At 41.8% G+C, this 15803-nt stretch carries 17 protein-coding genes; 13 read left to right on the top strand and 4 right to left on the bottom strand.

What is annotated here, in order from left to right; translation table 11 throughout:
• Positions 1-86: 86 nt before the first annotated feature.
• From AC4MBN_RS10810 to AC4MBN_RS10780, 7 genes are all read left to right on the top strand, one after another.
• The gene (locus AC4MBN_RS10810) at positions 87-1082 is read left to right on the top strand and encodes a patatin-like phospholipase family protein (RefSeq protein WP_180069941.1); all 996 of its coding nucleotides are present in this window, start codon (positions 87-89) and stop codon (positions 1080-1082) included.
• 333 nt (positions 1083-1415) lie between these two features.
• The gene (locus AC4MBN_RS10805; protein WP_162835329.1) at positions 1416-1592 is read left to right on the top strand and encodes a hypothetical protein; all 177 of its coding nucleotides are present in this window, start codon (positions 1416-1418) and stop codon (positions 1590-1592) included.
• A 316-nt stretch (positions 1593-1908) separates the two neighbouring features.
• Positions 1909-2430 carry an acyl-CoA thioesterase gene (locus AC4MBN_RS10800; RefSeq protein ID WP_004784949.1) on the top strand — a complete coding sequence of 174 codons (522 nt, stop codon included), beginning with the start codon at positions 1909-1911 and terminating at the stop codon, positions 2428-2430.
• 142 nt (positions 2431-2572) lie between these two features.
• On the top strand, positions 2573-3136 hold the full coding sequence (locus AC4MBN_RS10795) for a TetR/AcrR family transcriptional regulator (protein ID WP_419364547.1): 564 nt from the start codon (positions 2573-2575) through the stop codon (positions 3134-3136).
• A gap of 40 nt (positions 3137-3176) precedes the next feature.
• Positions 3177-4379, top strand: a complete 1203-nt coding sequence (locus tag AC4MBN_RS10790) for an MFS transporter (protein WP_419364545.1) — start codon at positions 3177-3179, stop codon at positions 4377-4379.
• A gap of 1 nt (position 4380) precedes the next feature.
• Positions 4381-5277 (top strand): LysR substrate-binding domain-containing protein, encoded by an 897-nt coding sequence (locus tag AC4MBN_RS10785; RefSeq protein ID WP_419364543.1) that lies wholly within the window; start codon positions 4381-4383, stop codon positions 5275-5277.
• Between the two features lie 123 nt (positions 5278-5400).
• Positions 5401-6015, top strand: coding sequence for a glutathione S-transferase family protein (locus AC4MBN_RS10780; RefSeq protein ID WP_419364740.1), 615 nt, complete (start codon positions 5401-5403; stop codon positions 6013-6015).
• 61 nt (positions 6016-6076) lie between these two features.
• On the opposite strand, the gene AC4MBN_RS10775 is transcribed toward AC4MBN_RS10780, so the two are convergent.
• Together AC4MBN_RS10775 and AC4MBN_RS10770 are read right to left on the bottom strand one after the other, a co-directional pair.
• The gene (locus tag AC4MBN_RS10775) at positions 6077-7681 is read right to left on the bottom strand and encodes a bifunctional 3-(3-hydroxy-phenyl)propionate/3-hydroxycinnamic acid hydroxylase (protein WP_491880195.1); all 1605 of its coding nucleotides are present in this window, start codon (positions 7679-7681) and stop codon (positions 6077-6079) included.
• Positions 7682-8008: 327 nt separating this feature from the next.
• On the bottom strand, positions 8009-8263 hold the full coding sequence (locus AC4MBN_RS10770) for a hypothetical protein (RefSeq protein ID WP_180105064.1): 255 nt from the start codon (positions 8261-8263) through the stop codon (positions 8009-8011).
• Between the two features lie 390 nt (positions 8264-8653).
• On the opposite strand from AC4MBN_RS10770, the gene AC4MBN_RS10765 reads away from it, so the two are divergent.
• The 5 genes from AC4MBN_RS10765 (at position 8654) to AC4MBN_RS10745 (ending at position 13440) form a co-directional block, all read left to right on the top strand.
• Positions 8654-9658 carry a CobW family GTP-binding protein gene (locus AC4MBN_RS10765; protein ID WP_419374761.1) on the top strand — a complete coding sequence of 335 codons (1005 nt, stop codon included), beginning with the start codon at positions 8654-8656 and terminating at the stop codon, positions 9656-9658.
• Between the two features lie 100 nt (positions 9659-9758).
• Entirely contained in the window at positions 9759-10289 is a 531-nt protein-coding gene (locus AC4MBN_RS10760) for a YaeQ family protein (RefSeq protein ID WP_208462734.1), read from the top strand.
• Positions 10290-10378: 89 nt separating this feature from the next.
• The gene (locus tag AC4MBN_RS10755; RefSeq protein WP_103799665.1) at positions 10379-11002 is read left to right on the top strand and encodes an MgtC/SapB family protein; all 624 of its coding nucleotides are present in this window, start codon (positions 10379-10381) and stop codon (positions 11000-11002) included.
• An 80-nt stretch (positions 11003-11082) separates the two neighbouring features.
• Positions 11083-11421 carry an FKBP-type peptidyl-prolyl cis-trans isomerase gene (locus AC4MBN_RS10750; protein WP_159123393.1) on the top strand — a complete coding sequence of 113 codons (339 nt, stop codon included), beginning with the start codon at positions 11083-11085 and terminating at the stop codon, positions 11419-11421.
• Between the two features lie 231 nt (positions 11422-11652).
• Entirely contained in the window at positions 11653-13440 is a 1788-nt protein-coding gene (locus AC4MBN_RS10745) for a sensor domain-containing diguanylate cyclase (RefSeq protein ID WP_419374787.1), read from the top strand.
• A gap of 13 nt (positions 13441-13453) precedes the next feature.
• Here the strand turns inward: AC4MBN_RS10745 and AC4MBN_RS10740 are convergent, their stop codons facing one another.
• Positions 13454-13900, bottom strand: coding sequence for a GNAT family N-acetyltransferase (locus tag AC4MBN_RS10740; RefSeq protein ID WP_159123410.1), 447 nt, complete (start codon positions 13898-13900; stop codon positions 13454-13456).
• Between the two features lie 392 nt (positions 13901-14292).
• Here AC4MBN_RS10740 and AC4MBN_RS10735 point away from each other — a divergent pair, with 392 nt between their 5' ends.
• Entirely contained in the window at positions 14293-14778 is a 486-nt protein-coding gene (locus AC4MBN_RS10735) for a hypothetical protein (RefSeq protein ID WP_419374788.1), read from the top strand.
• Positions 14779-14812: 34 nt separating this feature from the next.
• On the opposite strand, the gene AC4MBN_RS10730 is transcribed toward AC4MBN_RS10735, so the two are convergent.
• Positions 14813-15694, bottom strand: coding sequence for an alpha/beta hydrolase family protein (locus AC4MBN_RS10730; protein WP_491880194.1), 882 nt, complete (start codon positions 15692-15694; stop codon positions 14813-14815).
• Positions 15695-15803 lie beyond the last annotated feature (109 nt).

Genomic DNA, 15803 nt, shown 5'->3' with positions numbered 1-15803 from the left:
GTATGACAGTTTTACGAAATTCTACAGATTATTTAAGCATGTGTTTATACACTATGCTGCTTTAACAAAATGAGGACGTGCTCTGCATGCAGAAATATGTACTGAGTATATTGGCGATGACAATGGTAGGTCTGAGCGGCTGCCAAACGACATCCGGTTTAAATCAACCTAACTCTAGTCATATTAAATCTGCCAGTTCAGTCGCAGAAGCCCAGGCACGTCCAAACCAGATCAATTTCCGCAAGATCAAGCAAACAGAAAACCGTCCGGTGATTGCACTGGTTCTTGGCAGTGGCGGTGCGCGTGGCTATGCGCACATCGGGGCGATTGAAGTGTTGGAGCAGGCAGGCATACAACCTGACTTTATTGTGGGAACCAGTGCCGGCAGTATCGTAGGTTCCATTTATGCCAGTGGTAAACCGGCGATTGAACTGCGTAATATTGCATTAAGCATGAAAGCGACTGACGTCCGCGATATCAAACTGGACCGTAAAGGCTTTTTTGATGGCAAAAAAGTCGAAAATTATGTGAATTTGCAAGTGGATCAGACGCCTTTGCAAGCCATGAAAATCCCGATGTTTGTGGTAGCCACAGCCTTGAAAGAGGGCAAGCGCGTAGTCTTCAATTATGGTAATACCGGTCAGGCGGTGCGTGCATCCGTTTCTATTCCAAGCATGTTTATTCCGACTGTCATCCAGAAAAAAGAATATGTGGATGGAGGGCTGGTCAGTCCGGTGCCAGTTAAAGTAGCTCGTGAATTGGGCGCTGATATTGTCATTGCTGTCGATATTCTGGCGCAGCCAATCCATACTGAAACCACCAATGTCTGGGGCCTATTCAACCAGAATATTAATATCATGCAGCAACGTTTAGCTTCTGAGGAACTGCAATACGCCGATGTTGTTATTCAGCCAGACTTACGTGAAAAAGGTCATATCTTTGATGTACGCGGCAGAGAATTGACCATGGATGCCGGGATTGAGGCGGCTAAACTCAAGCTACCAGAAATTGCCCAGGTCTATCAGAAGCATAATTACAGCCAAGGTCATCAGATTCCATTACTCTTGGCCCAGCAACAATAGTTTGCTCTAAGATTTTTAATAAAATATTTATTTTTCAAATAGATGTATAAGTATATTTACCGCTTTTCTCAATCGAGGGAAAAGCGACTTATTTTTGCTCATCGTTTTTAGAGATGAGCTGATGTTTTCTACCTATTGAAAGTCACTTAAAGCCCAAGTTTCTATGGGAAATAAATATTTGAATTATAAAACTATAGCGATTTTATGAAAATGTTTTAAGGCTATTTTTTGATTTTAACAAAATTATTCACAGACTTAAGTTAAACAACTGTTCAAAAGCTTAGAAGATCATGACAGAATAAAAATCGACAGATTAATAAATGTAAAAGCCATATGAATCACATCGAAATTGGCCAGCAAGTCACACTAGCTCAGTTTGAAAATACGATTTTTACTGTAACTAAAGTTCATCCCGATGGTTCTTTTACCGTTGAAACTATATTGCATGGCCAGCAGACTTTAAGTTATGAGAATGTGGCGCGAGAAATGTTGAGGCAGGTGCCTGCCTAATTCGAGGTTATTTTTTGTTAATGTAGGCAGTTTTCTTGAATGGAGTTCTGCATGCTTAATAAATAATCTCTTAATTGCAGTGCATTGATTCGAGAAAATACTTTAGTGGATAAATTCCTGTTTATTTTATAGTTACTGAAAATAACTTTCTGATGATTTCTATGAATCCTCAGAGGAATATCTTTTTTTTTGTATGGAGAAAAATTTCATATCAAGAATTATGATGTTTTATTTGCCGAATTGAACATTTTATTTAGACCAAAAACGCTATAATAATGGTCTATATCATTGTCATTCAAAGAGTTCAGAGAAAACGATGGCCCCTTTAGATCAAATTGCAACAGCATCGGATGACCAGTCAGAGTTAACGATGTCGGTTCTTATGACGCCAGATATGGCGAATTTTTCAGGAAACGTACATGGTGGAACGATTCTGAAATTATTGGACCAGGTTGCTTATGCTTGTGCGAGTCGCTATTCGGGTAGTTATGTCGTAACCCTGTCTGTAGACAAAGTAAATTTCAAAGAACCAATTCATGTGGGTGAGCTGGTGACTTTCCTAGCAAGTGTGAACCATGTAGGTCGTACTTCAATGGAGATCGGTATTCGTGTAGAAGCACAAAATATTCAGAAACGTACTGTACGCCATACCAATAGTTGCTATTTTACGATGGTCGCTGTAGATGAAAATGGTAAGCCTAAACAGATTCCCCCACTGAATCTGGACAATGACTGGAAACGTTGCCGTTTTGAAGCAGCTGAACAACGTAAAGTTGCCCGTCTGCAGGAAAACCATCACCCTTCATGCAGTATTTATAAAAAATCAGCGCATAGCTAAGAACTAAACTTAATTTGCTTATTAAAAAGACCTTCAATGTGAGGTCTTTTTTTTTGCCTAAAAATTCATTCAACTCTGGCTTAAGCTTGTTTTTTAATCTAATATGAAACGATACGTATCGTTTCGTTTTTTGGTTTTAAGCATGAGTGAAGAAGAAAAATGTTCACGGCGCCAGCACAGTATTCTGCAGGCGGTTTCGGATGCACTGGCAGAAGGTGAATATCATCAGCTAACGATTGAAGATGTGGCTGCACGGGCAGGGGTGGGCAAATCTACGATTTATCGCTGGTGGAAACATAAATCTGAACTGGTACTAGATGTGTTTAAGCAGCGCACAGCAGGGGTATTTGAACTGGATGCTTCACAAAGCCTGCGCAGTAATCTGGTTCAACAGCTAACTCTGTTGGTTCAGGCGCTTAATCATCCGGTAGGCCGAGCTTTGCTGGTCGTTATGGCCAATCATCGGGAGCTGGCTGCAGACTTTTTTCAGCAGTATCTATTACCACGTCGAAAACAAACCCACCAATTGATTCAACAGGCTATCGAGTGTGGAGAATTACGTGCTGATTATCCTTTTGATCTGATGCTGGACACTTTATATGGGCCGATTCATTACCAGATCATTTTCTTCAATCGCATGCCGGATGATCAATATATCCAGAATCTGGTAGATCTGGCCTTAAGCCCAGCTTTGATTTCTCCCTGAGTTTAGTTGGTTCTTAAATTTGCTTTAAAAGTTGCGTGTTATGTCTGCTAGTCCTGAGCGCTTATGGAATCGCTCCTTTGTTCTGTGTTTATTAAACAATCTGTTCCTGTTTATCTATTACTTTGCCTTACTGACCATTCTGCCGGTTTATATCATGAAAGATCTGGGCGGATCAGTCAAAGAAGCAGGTTTGGCTTTGACCCTGTTCTTAGTTTCATCCATCGCCGTTCGACCTTTTTCTGGCATGATCATCGAGAAACTCGGCAAGAAATTGGCAATGCGCGGAGCCGGAGTTATTTTTGCCTTATTTGCCTTTAGTTATCTGCTGGTTGATAGCATGTGGTCATTATTGGCAGTACGTTTTTTACATGGGATCTGGTTCAGCATCCTGACGACGGTCACCGTTCCCGTTGCAAATGAGTTTATTCCGGAATCTCGTAAGGGTGAGGGCATGGGCTATTTTGTCATGTCGACTAATCTGGGTGTGGTATTTGGTCCATTACTGGCCTTAACCGTAGTTCAGTTCACCAGCTTTAAAGTGCTGTTTGGCTTGCTTGCCGTGATTATCTCTATCGGCTTGATCTTTTCCTTCATGCTGAAAATTACCGAATTAGCAAAACCTCAAGCTACAGTGGTCGAAAAATCAAAATTCAGCCTGCATGACATTATTGAAGTCAAAGTGCTGGCGGTCAGTTTTGTGGCACTGCTCACTGCTTTTGCTTACTCCAGTATCATGAGTTTTATCACGCCCTTTAGTGAAACCAAGCAACTACTGGCTTATACCGGCATCTTCTTTATTGTTTTTGCGGCCTCAATGTTGTTGGTACGGCCTTGGGTGGGCAAAATTTACGACCGTAAAGGACCAAGTGCAGTTATCTATCCTTCCTTTATTTTCTTTGCGATTGGCATGATGATTGTCAGTGTCATGTCCAGCCAATGGACTATGTGGTTGTCTGCGGTATTTATCGGAATTGGTTACGGTTCATTATTTCCATGTTTACAAACTTTAGCGATTCAATCTGTCGAAAAACAGCGTATGGGCCATGCAATTTCTACCTTTTTTACCCTGTTTGATATTGGACTGGCAGTGGGTTCAGTAGTGATGGGTATGATCATTGCGCAATACGGTTTTGAAAAGACCTATATGTTCTGTGCAGTGATGGTGATTTTCACTTTATTGATCTACCGTCAATATGTGGCTAGGAAGCGACCTTCGATTTCAGCATCTTTACCGGAAGAATAAAATGGAATTAAGACATTTACGCTATTTTGTTACAGTGGCTGAAGAGCTGAATTTCACCCGGGCAGCTGAAAAACTGAATACTGTACAGCCTTCACTCAGTCAGCAGATCAAGGATCTGGAGCGTGAAGTGGATGCGCAATTGCTGGAGCGGAATAACCGCAAGGTTGAGCTGACCGAGGCTGGGCAGGCTTTTTTAAAGGAAGCTTTACTGAGCTTAGAACATGCAGAACGTGCCGTGCAGGCAGCTCGACAGATCGCACATGTACATAAGGGTCAGCTGAATATCGGCTTCGTGCCGGTTGCGGAAATGAAAATTTTTCCTTATATCATGCCGAATATCCGTGCACATTTTCCTGAACTGAAAGCACTGTTTCATAGCCTGACCGATGCAGAACAGTTTAGCGCGCTAAGACAGGGCAGTATTGATATTGCCTTTACCCGTTATCAGGATCAGTCGAATGAGTTTGAATCCGTTCAGATTTTTGATGAGCCACTGGCGCTGATTGTGCCGAAAAATTCTCCAGTCGCAAAAATGCCCTATGTCAGTATCAAGAAGTTTGAAAATCAGGACTTTGTGATTAGTGATGAGCAGGCTTCACCACAGCTGCATAAGATTATTGATGATTTCTTTAGGCAGTCGAAACTGAACGTGAATGTGGTGCAGTATTCCACCAATATTCTGCTAAATGTCAACCTGGTCGGCATGGGTGTCGGCTGGAGTTTGGTACCAACCTATGTGATTCCTTTACTCGGCGATAATATTGTGGTGAAGAAAACGCTGGAACCTTTACCGATGATTGCTCTCTATGTCAGTTACCGTAAAAATAACCAGCATCCTGCGATTGAGCTGATTCTGAAAGTGCTCAAAGAAAAGTTTTGTGTAGACCTTTTTAAGTAAATTATTGATCTTCCATAAATGAAATGTGCTACAGAAATGATCTGTAGCACATGCTTTTTAATCGCAGAAGAAAATCGCTTTATACTGAAATTCAAAAAATAAGAAATCGGTTGAAGCAGAATGATGAAGCTCTATAACAACCCTCAGTCACGCGGCATGACCTTGCTGCCTATCCTTAAAGAACTGCAGATTGAAGACCAAATTGAGCAGGTGGAAGTTCCCTATAAAGATATACATCAACCTGAATATCTTCGGATCAATCCGATGGGTAAAGTTCCCTGTCTGGTTGATCAAGGCGTCGTAATTTCAGAAATGGCGGCTATTATCATCTATCTGGCAGATAAGTATCAGGACAAAGGATTGGCACCCGCTTTAGATGATCCCAGACGTGGTACTTATTTAAAATGGATTTTCTTCTGTCATGGGCCACTGACTGAATATATTGATGTAAAAAATTTACTGGTACCCCAAGAACAGATTGAAAAGGTCCGAACCAGTTTAAGTTTTGGTAACGAAGCCACGGTATTTGATTTTCTTAAACGAGGCTTGTCGCAGGCCAAGCCTTATCTTTTAGGTGAAAAATTTTCTGCTGCAGATCTATATGTAGCCTATTGTCTGATCTTCGCAATGAGTACAAAAATTTTGCCGCCGTTGGAAGAATTTAAACCTTTCCTACAGCAAATGGCACGTCGTGATTCTCTCAAAGATATTTCATGGTTTGAGCAATACCGGACTTAGCTTCTATGTTCATCTATAAATAAAAACCACGCCGTAGCGTGGTTTTTTTGACTGAGGTCAATTATTTGACATGGAGCTTGTTAAATAGCGCCTGACTTGTGCTTTCCATAGATTGAGGAATCGCTAAGGCTGCCACGAAGCGGTCTGGACGCAGGATGACGATAGAGTCCTTGGTCTTGCCGAACCAAGTACGAATGTCCGTACCGATATCGCCAATGGTGATCACATCTTCATATCGCTTGCGTTGTTGATTAGACAACTGAACCGCAGGAATGACATGGATAAATTTCACACCCAATTTTTTCCACTGTTGTATTATTTCCTTGCTTAAGCCCCATTTTGGATCCACACCCCAAGCAATGATGGCGAAGTCATTGCCAATCACTTCATCCAGCAATACAGTTTCACCAGACTCCAGTTTCACCTGCGGCTGAATGAACATCTTACCGACAGGAGAGTCTTTCTGAGTATTGGCCAGCAGGGCACCATCATGATACTTCGGCATAGGCTTAAAGCGCATTTCCAGCAGGTACTGTTTGATTGGCTTGATATAGTTCAATGCGTAAGCAATACCATCACGAACAAAGCCTTGCCATTTTTTTGGTGGAGCAAGGACGTGGCCTGCCATGACTGAAAGATCGATCATCGCTTTGGCATGATCCTTACGTTCCACTTGGTAAGAGTCCAGTAATTCATGACTTGCTTTACCCTGCATCACCAATGCAACTTTCCACGCCAAGTTAAAGGCATCACGCATACCGCTGTTATAACCCTGGCCTTGCCATACGGGCATGATGTGCGCAGCATCACCAGCAAGCAGGATACGGTCAGCACGGAATTTATCTGCAATACGTGCATTGTGGGTATAGACACGTTGACGAATCACTTCGATTCCATCGGTATTTGGTAAAACTTTAGATAGTAGTTTGGCAATATTTTCTGGTTTGCTGAGTTCTTCCTGAGTTTCGCCTGGCATGACCATGAATTCGAAGCGGCGGATGCCGTGCGGCAGGGCAGCCGATACATAAGGACGTACCGGGTCGCAGCATAAGTAAATGTGAGGGGTTGCCAATGGGTCATTATCGATATCAATCACGATCCACTGGTTCGGTGCAGTTTCACCTTCGAATGGAATGTTGAGGGTACGACGTACATAGGAGTTACCACCATCACAGGCAATCAGGTATTGAGCATGTACAACTTCTGTACCACCGTCTTTAGTTTGAACATTTAAAGTTACACCCTCAGCATCCTGGCTGAAATGTGTCAGATGGCGAGAGAAAAGTACTTCAGTTTTTTTATATTGTTTGAGGCCTTCTAGCAGAACGTTATCTACTTGTGGCTGAATGAAAGCATTACGGCGGGAGAAACCAAATTCACGAGTCAGTGGCTGAATGTCTGCGAAGCAACGGCCTTTGGGTGTCAGGAAACGCATGGCATGATTAGGTGTGGTATGCGGCAAGACCTGATCAACCAGTCCTAAAGATTGAATGGTACGCAAGGATTCATCATCAATGCCGATGGCACGCGGGTAATCGATCAGACTATCTAGCTGTTCAACGACAGTGACCTGTACACCCTGTTTGCTCAGGTAGTTTGCAATCGTTAAGCCTACCGGGCCAGCACCCAAAATCGCCACTTCAGTGGTGTAATTTGTATTGCTCATAGCGAATGTCCATTCAATCAATTCAGGATTGAGACTATTAAGGAACAATCAAGAGCGCTAAACAAGCTAGTCCATAGTAGGTCATGTCTATCAAAAAGATTTGGTTGAAAAGATTTTAATTTTAATAAATTATTGATAATAAATAATAATATTTAAATTTATTCATAAGATGAATCAATCCTATGATCATTTCTGGCTATAGTGAATAGCCTATAACGTATAAAAAAGCTGAATCACGCAGTTGCATGATTCAGCCTCAGTCTACATCCGGCAGCACAGGTCGAACCTACTGGAGATTTACTGCACGAGATGTTGCTTTAAACCTGATTAACGATTCGATGTCGACTTAGTCGTTTTTTTACCATCTTTGTCTTCTGTAGCAGCTTCAGACGCAGCAGGCTGGTCAGCAGGTCCAGCCGTGGTTACATTTGGATTTGGGTTATTCGTTGCAGGAAGTTCCTGAGTTGTCACAGTGACTTTCTGTTCCTCAGTGGTCTTCGTGTCAGTGGTATTGTTTGCTGCAAAACTGGTAGCTGCGGCTGCAGTAAGCGTTGTTGCAAGTAAGATTTGTGCATATTTCATGTTGAGCATCCTTTTTATTACATTTATAAACTGCCGAATGACCATCACATCAATCCGGCAGGAATTCATCCTAAGCATGAAAATTTTATGGAGCAAAGCAATTAACAAAAGCCGCACGAAGCTGTTAACCAAGCAAATACAATCACTGGAAATTTGTTTTCTTCTGTTAAATGTATAGGAGATTGTTAGCTGGGAATGTGTGTAAATATTTCAAATATAGCGTTTAAGTGAACCAGTTAACGGTTAAAAAAGTACTTACTACAGACTGTTATTTTTATTTGAACTGAATTAAATATGGACTACTCATCCAAGTATGAATACTTTTGCTAGAGTCCAGTGCTCTATAATAGTCAGGTTTACTACTTCTAATTCAATCTTTGAGAATCAATTTTGAAAGTTCTTGCCGCTCAGCAGCCTATTCCTGTACACATCATTTCCGGATTCTTGGGTGCCGGTAAAACCACTTTATTAAAATATTTACTGAGCCAGAAACCGGAGCAGGAAGTCTGGGCTGTGTTGATGAATGAATTTGGTCAGATTGGTGTTGACCAGCAATTACTGCCTCAGGATCAGGGCTATGCAGTAAAAGAACTATTGGGCGGATGTTTATGTTGTAGCAGTCAGTTGCCGATGCAGATTGCTTTATCCCGGCTATTGTCAGAAACCAAACCGGACCGGCTATTTATTGAACCTACAGGACTCGGACATCCCGGACAACTGCTGGAACAGCTCACTGAACCACATTGGCAGAGTCATTTAAAGATGCAATCTTTGGTTACCGTGGTGGATGGCTCACGTTTACATGATCGGGACTGGACGCATCAGAACCTGTATGCGGATCAGCTGAAAGTTGCCAATATCGTGGTCATTTCCCATGCTGATTTGATGACTGAAACTGATCATGCTGCTTTAACTGAACTCAAGTCTGAGTATCAGCCCTATGCCCAGCACTGGCTGATGATAGAAAACGGACAGCTGGATATTGAGCAAATCAAACAGGATTATCAGGGTGCTTCACGTCAGATTCAGCCACTGCTCAAGCAACAGCGCCAAGTGTTGGGAGAGATGCCGGCTGTCGTACATCAGTTGCCTTATCATTATGTTGAAAGTGCACAAGGCTATCAGGTGGCAGGTTGGAAATTGCCGAAACGCTGGCAGTTTGATTTTTATGACCTGCTAGATTTGCTTTGTGAGCAGCAGGACTGGCTACGCATCAAAGGGATTTTTAATACCAATCAGGGCTGGAAAAGCTTTAATTTCAATCCTGATCAGTTTAATTATCAGTCTGCCGAAGAAGGCATTGATAACCGGGTAGAAGTGATTTACCAGACCTCACGTGACTGGCTGGAATTTGAAACCGCCTTAATGCAATGCCGGATTGATCAGGAAAAATAGCTTCAAATCTGCGCAGAGAAAATAGCTGGATAAGACGAAATCTGTCCAGCAAAAATGCAATAAATCTTATATGCTAGGCGCCAAATTTGAGGATTGTATTATGGCGTTAAAAGCGACAATTTATAAGGCAGATTTGAATGTTGCCGATATGGATACCCATCGTTATGAAGACTATCAGTTGACGATGGCGCTGCATCCTTCGGAAACCATTGAACGTCTGATGGTACGTGTTTTGGCTTATGCACGTTTTGCTGGCGAGGCGCTTGAATTTACCAAGGATCTGTTTGAGACTGATGAGCCAGCGCTGTGGGAAAAAGACCTGACCGGCCAATTATTGAAATGGATCGAAGTGGGTTGTCCTGACGAAGATAAAGTCAAAAAAGCCAGCGCACGTTGCAAACAGGTCGCAGTAGTTGCTTATGGTTCTTCAGTTGATGAATGGTATAAACGTAATTCCAAACTGAAAACGCTGTCGAATGTTGAGGTCTGGAAAATCTCGACCGCCAGCACTGAAGCGGTACAACAATTATGTGAACGTACCATGCAGCTGCAACTAAATATCATGGATGGCGAATGGACCTTGATCGGTGATCAGGCCCAAGCTGTAATTGAGTGGGAACAGTTACAATAACAGCCAATAAGGATGCAAGTCTCGGCTTGTATCCTGATTCAGAAATTGCGTATACCTGACAATAATAAAAATGAAACAGGGATAAATATATGCATCCGGATCTTTATCGTTTGCTCATTGCCCTCGGTATTGGTGCAATTATTGGTGCAGAACGCGAATATCGCAGTAAGTCTGCCGGTTTGCGGACCATGATCATGGTCAGTCTGAGTTCCTGCTTGTTCACGATTATGTCGATAAAAATTGGTCTGGATAGTCAGGATCGGATTGCAGCCAATATCCTCACTGGCTTGGGATTTGTCGGTGCGGGAGTTATCTTTAAAGATGAAAACCGGATTTCAGGTATTACGACAGCAACCACCATCTGGATGACAGCAGCATTAGGGATGGCAGCTGGTGCAGGTTATGAATGGCTAAGTCTGTTTGCTACTTTTATTGTATTAATCGTACTGATTTTCCTGATTTATGTCCAAGAGGGAATAGAAACCTTAAGTCAGGCACGCACCTACCGAATTATCTGTCCTTATCAACGTAAAACCTTAGAGCAATACGAAGAATTATTTAAAACTTATAATATGAAAGTCGTTCGCAGTGTGCAGCATAAAACGGAACATCGTATTAGTGGACGCTGGATTTTAATTGGCTCCGCCGAAAATCATAAAAAATTAACCAACTATTTACTGAATGATTCAAATATCCAGGAACTCAGCTTTTAATCCTTTAAGCCTCAAAGCTAAAGGAATTCTGTCTAATCCCGTTTATACTATGCGTATTTGCCAGATAAAGGATATTGGTCATGACCAAAGAGCTAGAAATTATTGATTTGAAAGTGGGTGAAGGGAAAGAAGCGGTTAAGGGCGCGCTTATTACGACTCACTATACCGGCTGGCTAGAAGATGGTACTAAGTTTGACTCATCACTGGATCGCGGTAACTATTTTGAAACTGTGATTGGTACTGGCCGTGTGATCAAGGGCTGGGATCAAGGGATTATCGGTATGAAAGTGGGCGGTAAGCGTAAGTTGATCGTGCCTGCTCATTTGGCTTATGGCGAACGTAAAATGGGTAATATCATCCCGGCCAATTCAAACCTGATTTTTGAAATCGAACTGTATGATGTTAAAACACGTGATTAATTCACTGAAATAAGCTTCATTCATTGTCATGAATGAATGCTGACCGGGTGAAGTTATAGCAATATGGACTTCATCCGATGAACTACAAAAAAAGCTTTGCACTCCCTGCTATTCGACGTAGATTATAAGAAGAATAAAGCACTTTTCAGGAAAATACTGTCTTTGCAAAACGTGATAAGGAACGTCTATTCTGTAATATTGATTTGGAGCATTAGCTGGGTCCTATTAGTGATGATTCCAGTTTTCGCCCAGGCATCACTTGACTCTTCCTCTGTCACGCAGCACAGTCAACCGCATATTTCCGAAATTCACTTTACTGAAGATCATAGTAGCCAATTGCCCCAAAATTGGCAGTTTTATCCAAACCAGTTTATTACTGAACCAAGTTCCGTACTTACTCCGCAAGAGGTTCAATTACCCGCTTCATTTAAAGACCTGACCGGTTCAAATATTGGCTATGGAACCTTTATCGGACATTTCAAAATTCCATCAGAATTTATCGGACGTCGGATCGCCGTGCATATTCCGGCTGAATATGGTGCCTATCGAATCTATATCGATGGAAAATTTATTCTGCGGCATGGGGAAATTGCGAAATCAGCAGAAGAGCAGAGAAATGAAAGAGCACCTCGAATCGGTTATTTTGTTCCTGAGAGTGAATATTTCACCATGAGTATTCAGGCTTCAAACTATACCCATCTGCATGGCGGGATTGAGCAGCCTATACGCATTGGTACTGCTGGAACTATTAACCGTCAGTATCAGCAGCTTATGATGAGTATCAGTATGGTCTGTGGACTGGTGCTTGGGGTGGGCTTTTTCACGATTCTATTTTCGATGTTCAGGGGTTCAACCGAACGCAATAGCAAAAGTATTTTTATCTTTGGCCTGTTCATTATTTTTCTGGCCCTGCATAACTTTTTTGCAGCGCCGTATGCCTATTCGATCGTGACTAAGCTCGGTTGGCTATGGGGAACACGCCTGGAATATCTGTTCACTTTCCTGGCGATTCTATTTTTCCTCAGTTATATGTACCTGTTTAATCAGCGCTATTTACATCGACTTATTTATAGTGTTGCCGCAGGACTTTTACTACTGAACTGTGTCGTAACTTTGTTGACCGATCCGGAAACTTTTCAACGTCTGGCCTTGTATAGCGCGATTTTCGGGATAGTCGTGGTGGCCAATTTTATCTATGGCTTTTATCAGACTTTGCATCATAAAGACAATTATTCCCGCTTAACTCTCTATGCGGTCATTTTTCTATGTCTAACCTTTATAAATGACTATTTATTACTGATTAATGTGATTGAAAGTGTGCATCTGTCTTTTATCTCGACCAGTCTGTATGCCGTGATCATTATGTTTCAGCAGTCGCAAAATTATGCCCATCAAACCTATGCGACAGAGCAGCTGAACATGAATCTGAAAGAGTTAAATAATTCACTCGATCAGAAAGTTAAAGCACGTACTGAGCAACTGCGTGCACTGAATGCCAAACTCGAACATCAGGTGAATATTGATGCTTTGACGGGTGCCTTTAACCGCCGCGCTTTAAATGAACAAATCCAGCAGCAGTTTTTACACTGTCAGCAACATCCACACAGTACACTGATTTTTGCCATGCTCGATGTCGACTATTTTAAAAACTACAATGACTATTATGGGCACTTAAAAGGAGATGAAATTTTACAGAATCTGGTCAAGGTTATTCAGACAGTACTTCCCGAATCCGCGTATTTAGCCCGTTACGGTGGAGAAGAATTTGCGATTCTACTCACTGATGTACCTGTTCAGGCAGCCTTACAGTCTCTGGAGAAAGTTTTAATCAAGATCCGAGAACAGCAATTTGAACACTTAAATCGGACAGATGATAAATCCTATGTCACGGTTAGTATGGGCATTTCCTGGATGGATCAAGCACATCTCTATCCAGATATTCATGCACTGATGAAAGCGGCAGATGTACAGTTATATGCGGCTAAGCAGGCAGGGCGAGATCAACTTAAAATGGCATGAAAAATTTTTAATTTTAAAAAGCGTATTTATATAAATGATAATTTTCTTCATTTTCCGATTGAGAATTCGGTGAAAAAAATCCATTTTTTTGATAATAACTTAAAGCTGTTTGAGTTGATTGGACTTTGATTTTATGGATATTTTTACGCACTAAGGATTTGTGCATCTGATCAAAAAGCTGGGTGCCAAACCCGAGTCGCTGGAAACGTGCAGCCACATAGTGCATCAGGATTTCTCCTGTGTCACTGACCAGCAAAAAGCCGACAATCTGATCATTTAAAATATACACCCAGCAGTCGTTATAAAGCATTTCCACAATCAGCTGGGCATGATTAAACTGCTCCAGCCAGCGCTGGATCACGCTGTCTTCACGTTGATGATCCAAAATACAGGATTGAATACTGTCGTGGATGACCTGAATTATTTGAGGTATATCTTGAATCTTCCCTTCACGAATCATAATTTTATTCATTTACTCGACCATAAAGAGGGATCTTTTATTTGAAGGAAAATGCTCAGGAAAACAAATACCAATCGTGTAGCTTTTTGAGTGCATTTGCTAAAGAACCGAGAGTTGATGATCGATTCTGTAGTGATTTGTCTGATTTATTTATCCTGATCAATATTGACCCCTTGGTTTAATTCTAATTTTTTTACAAGATTTTAGACTTTCATTTCAAATTAAATATTGGGAAATAAGGCTCAACTGAAGAAAAAATCCGAAAAGATCTAAAAAAACCCCTCATGTTTGCTGTACAAAAAATAGACTTGTGTTAAGTTGAAAGAAGATCGCCAAATCAAGAATTGGCAGACCGTGATAAAAATAAAATTAACCACACGAGATGATCAATGATTCTTAAATTCCTGATTTTTTCATGTCTAGCCCTGATACTTTATGCGATGTGGTTTATCGGTATGAAAATCTATAGAACCCAGCGGTATGTAAAGAGTAAACGTGTCGAAAAAGAGGATCCGATTTCCAGTAGTACTGAAGACAGTGAATCTGATTCTCAGGAAACCTTGCACGTGGTCGATGCCTATGAGCTGGAACTGTTTGATGACGTGGCGCAATTATTTTTCCAGCATCAGGTTCAGATTCAGGATCGCAATGAAGCAGAGCAGTTACAGCAGGAACTGCTCCGTAAGATGCCGATGCATACCGGTACACAAATCCGTCAGATGGATTTAGGCGAATGGTCAATTTTCTGGAATTTTTATGACCAGTCACTGGAATATTATGTCGGCCGTTATGGAGTATTTTATGCCCATGTCGACCGTTTCGGCGAGGAACACCGTCAGGAAATCAGAACCGATGTTCAACAGGCACGTTATGCTTAGTCAGCTGAAAATTTAAATACTCTAGAGACTAAAATCAAGCTGCATATTTGAGTTGATGTAATTCACTGAACTTGGCGAGCACTTCATCCCAGAGCTGTTCTGCGCCCTGACGGAAATAACCCATATGTCCAATGTGTTTGAGTCCATAATCAGTCGCCTGAATATCAATATAATGCAACGAGGCCTGACGGTAATATTGCATAAAGGCCTGTCTGGATTTAGGTAAGGCCCAAGCATCATCGAGCGCGGCTACGGCATAAATAGGAGTTTTTACCGCCGCATAATGGGCATGCAGGTCTTTCAGTTCAGGATCGGCAAAGAAATAGGTTGGATTTTTGCACCATTTGCGCCACTGACGATAGACATCACGCGGTAAGTCGGCGCCCATATTTAAACGACTCCATGGCAAATAGCCTGTCACCGCTACCATCGGTGGAAAAACAATATTCCAGATTACCTGAACCTTGATTCTTTCAGTTAAAGGCATATAACCATGCCAGCCAGCACCGGTGCCAAAGCAGTACATTGCTTCAATGCAATCATGATATTTGCTTAATCCCAAGGCCTGTCCGCCATAGGAATGGCCAATCATATAAATGTCTAGACTGGTTCGGCTGAGATAATCAATCGCAGCGCTGAGATCATATTGTCCCCAGTCTAAATAGGACATCTTAAAATTCTTTAACCGTTTGGGTGCAGAATCAGCCACCCTGCGATAATCAAAAGTCAGTACCTGAAAACCTGCATGTGCTGCATAATCGGCAAAGCGCCGGTAAAAAGCTTGGGGAACACCTGTCGCACAGGCGATGACAATATTGGCTTTGGCATATTCACTGCGGTAAAGCTTGCCGGTTAAGGTATAGCCATCTTCTGCCAAAAACTGCACGGTTTCAACCTGAACTTTTCCTTGTTGCATACTGGATATCCTTATACGTGGATTGAATCAGGGGAGGTGAATCTATATTATTTTTAATCTGATCTAAGCCATGATGTCAAAACTCACGAGTCGTAAATGACATCTATGC

Source organism: Acinetobacter sp. CAU_H_60 (assembly GCF_058599385.1).
Note: the sequence above shows the minus strand (reverse complement) of the source record. Positions and strands in the feature narration are given on the sequence as shown.

What these genes read in the sequence shown, in the direction of transcription:
- AC4MBN_RS10810 (WP_180069941.1), top strand. Translation starts at nt 87, where the DNA reads ATGCAGAAATATGTACTGAGTATATTGGCGATGACAATGGTAGGTCTG.
- AC4MBN_RS10805 (WP_162835329.1), top strand. Translation starts at nt 1,416, where the DNA reads ATGAATCACATCGAAATTGGCCAGCAAGTCACACTAGCTCAGTTTGAA.
- AC4MBN_RS10800 (WP_004784949.1), top strand. Translation starts at nt 1,909, where the DNA reads ATGGCCCCTTTAGATCAAATTGCAACAGCATCGGATGACCAGTCAGAG.
- AC4MBN_RS10795 (WP_419364547.1), top strand. Translation starts at nt 2,573, where the DNA reads ATGAGTGAAGAAGAAAAATGTTCACGGCGCCAGCACAGTATTCTGCAG.
- AC4MBN_RS10790 (WP_419364545.1), top strand. Translation starts at nt 3,177, where the DNA reads ATGTCTGCTAGTCCTGAGCGCTTATGGAATCGCTCCTTTGTTCTGTGT.
- AC4MBN_RS10785 (WP_419364543.1), top strand. Translation starts at nt 4,381, where the DNA reads ATGGAATTAAGACATTTACGCTATTTTGTTACAGTGGCTGAAGAGCTG.
- AC4MBN_RS10780 (WP_419364740.1), top strand. Translation starts at nt 5,401, where the DNA reads ATGAAGCTCTATAACAACCCTCAGTCACGCGGCATGACCTTGCTGCCT.
- AC4MBN_RS10775 (WP_491880195.1), bottom strand. Translation starts at nt 7,681, where the DNA reads ATGAGCAATACAAATTACACCACTGAAGTGGCGATTTTGGGTGCTGGC.
- AC4MBN_RS10770 (WP_180105064.1), bottom strand. Translation starts at nt 8,263, where the DNA reads ATGAAATATGCACAAATCTTACTTGCAACAACGCTTACTGCAGCCGCA.
- AC4MBN_RS10760 (WP_208462734.1), top strand. Translation starts at nt 9,759, where the DNA reads ATGGCGTTAAAAGCGACAATTTATAAGGCAGATTTGAATGTTGCCGAT.
- AC4MBN_RS10755 (WP_103799665.1), top strand. Translation starts at nt 10,379, where the DNA reads ATGCATCCGGATCTTTATCGTTTGCTCATTGCCCTCGGTATTGGTGCA.
- AC4MBN_RS10750 (WP_159123393.1), top strand. Translation starts at nt 11,083, where the DNA reads ATGACCAAAGAGCTAGAAATTATTGATTTGAAAGTGGGTGAAGGGAAA.
- AC4MBN_RS10745 (WP_419374787.1), top strand. Translation starts at nt 11,653, where the DNA reads ATGATTCCAGTTTTCGCCCAGGCATCACTTGACTCTTCCTCTGTCACG.
- AC4MBN_RS10740 (WP_159123410.1), bottom strand. Translation starts at nt 13,900, where the DNA reads ATGATTCGTGAAGGGAAGATTCAAGATATACCTCAAATAATTCAGGTC.
- AC4MBN_RS10730 (WP_491880194.1), bottom strand. Translation starts at nt 15,694, where the DNA reads ATGCAACAAGGAAAAGTTCAGGTTGAAACCGTGCAGTTTTTGGCAGAA.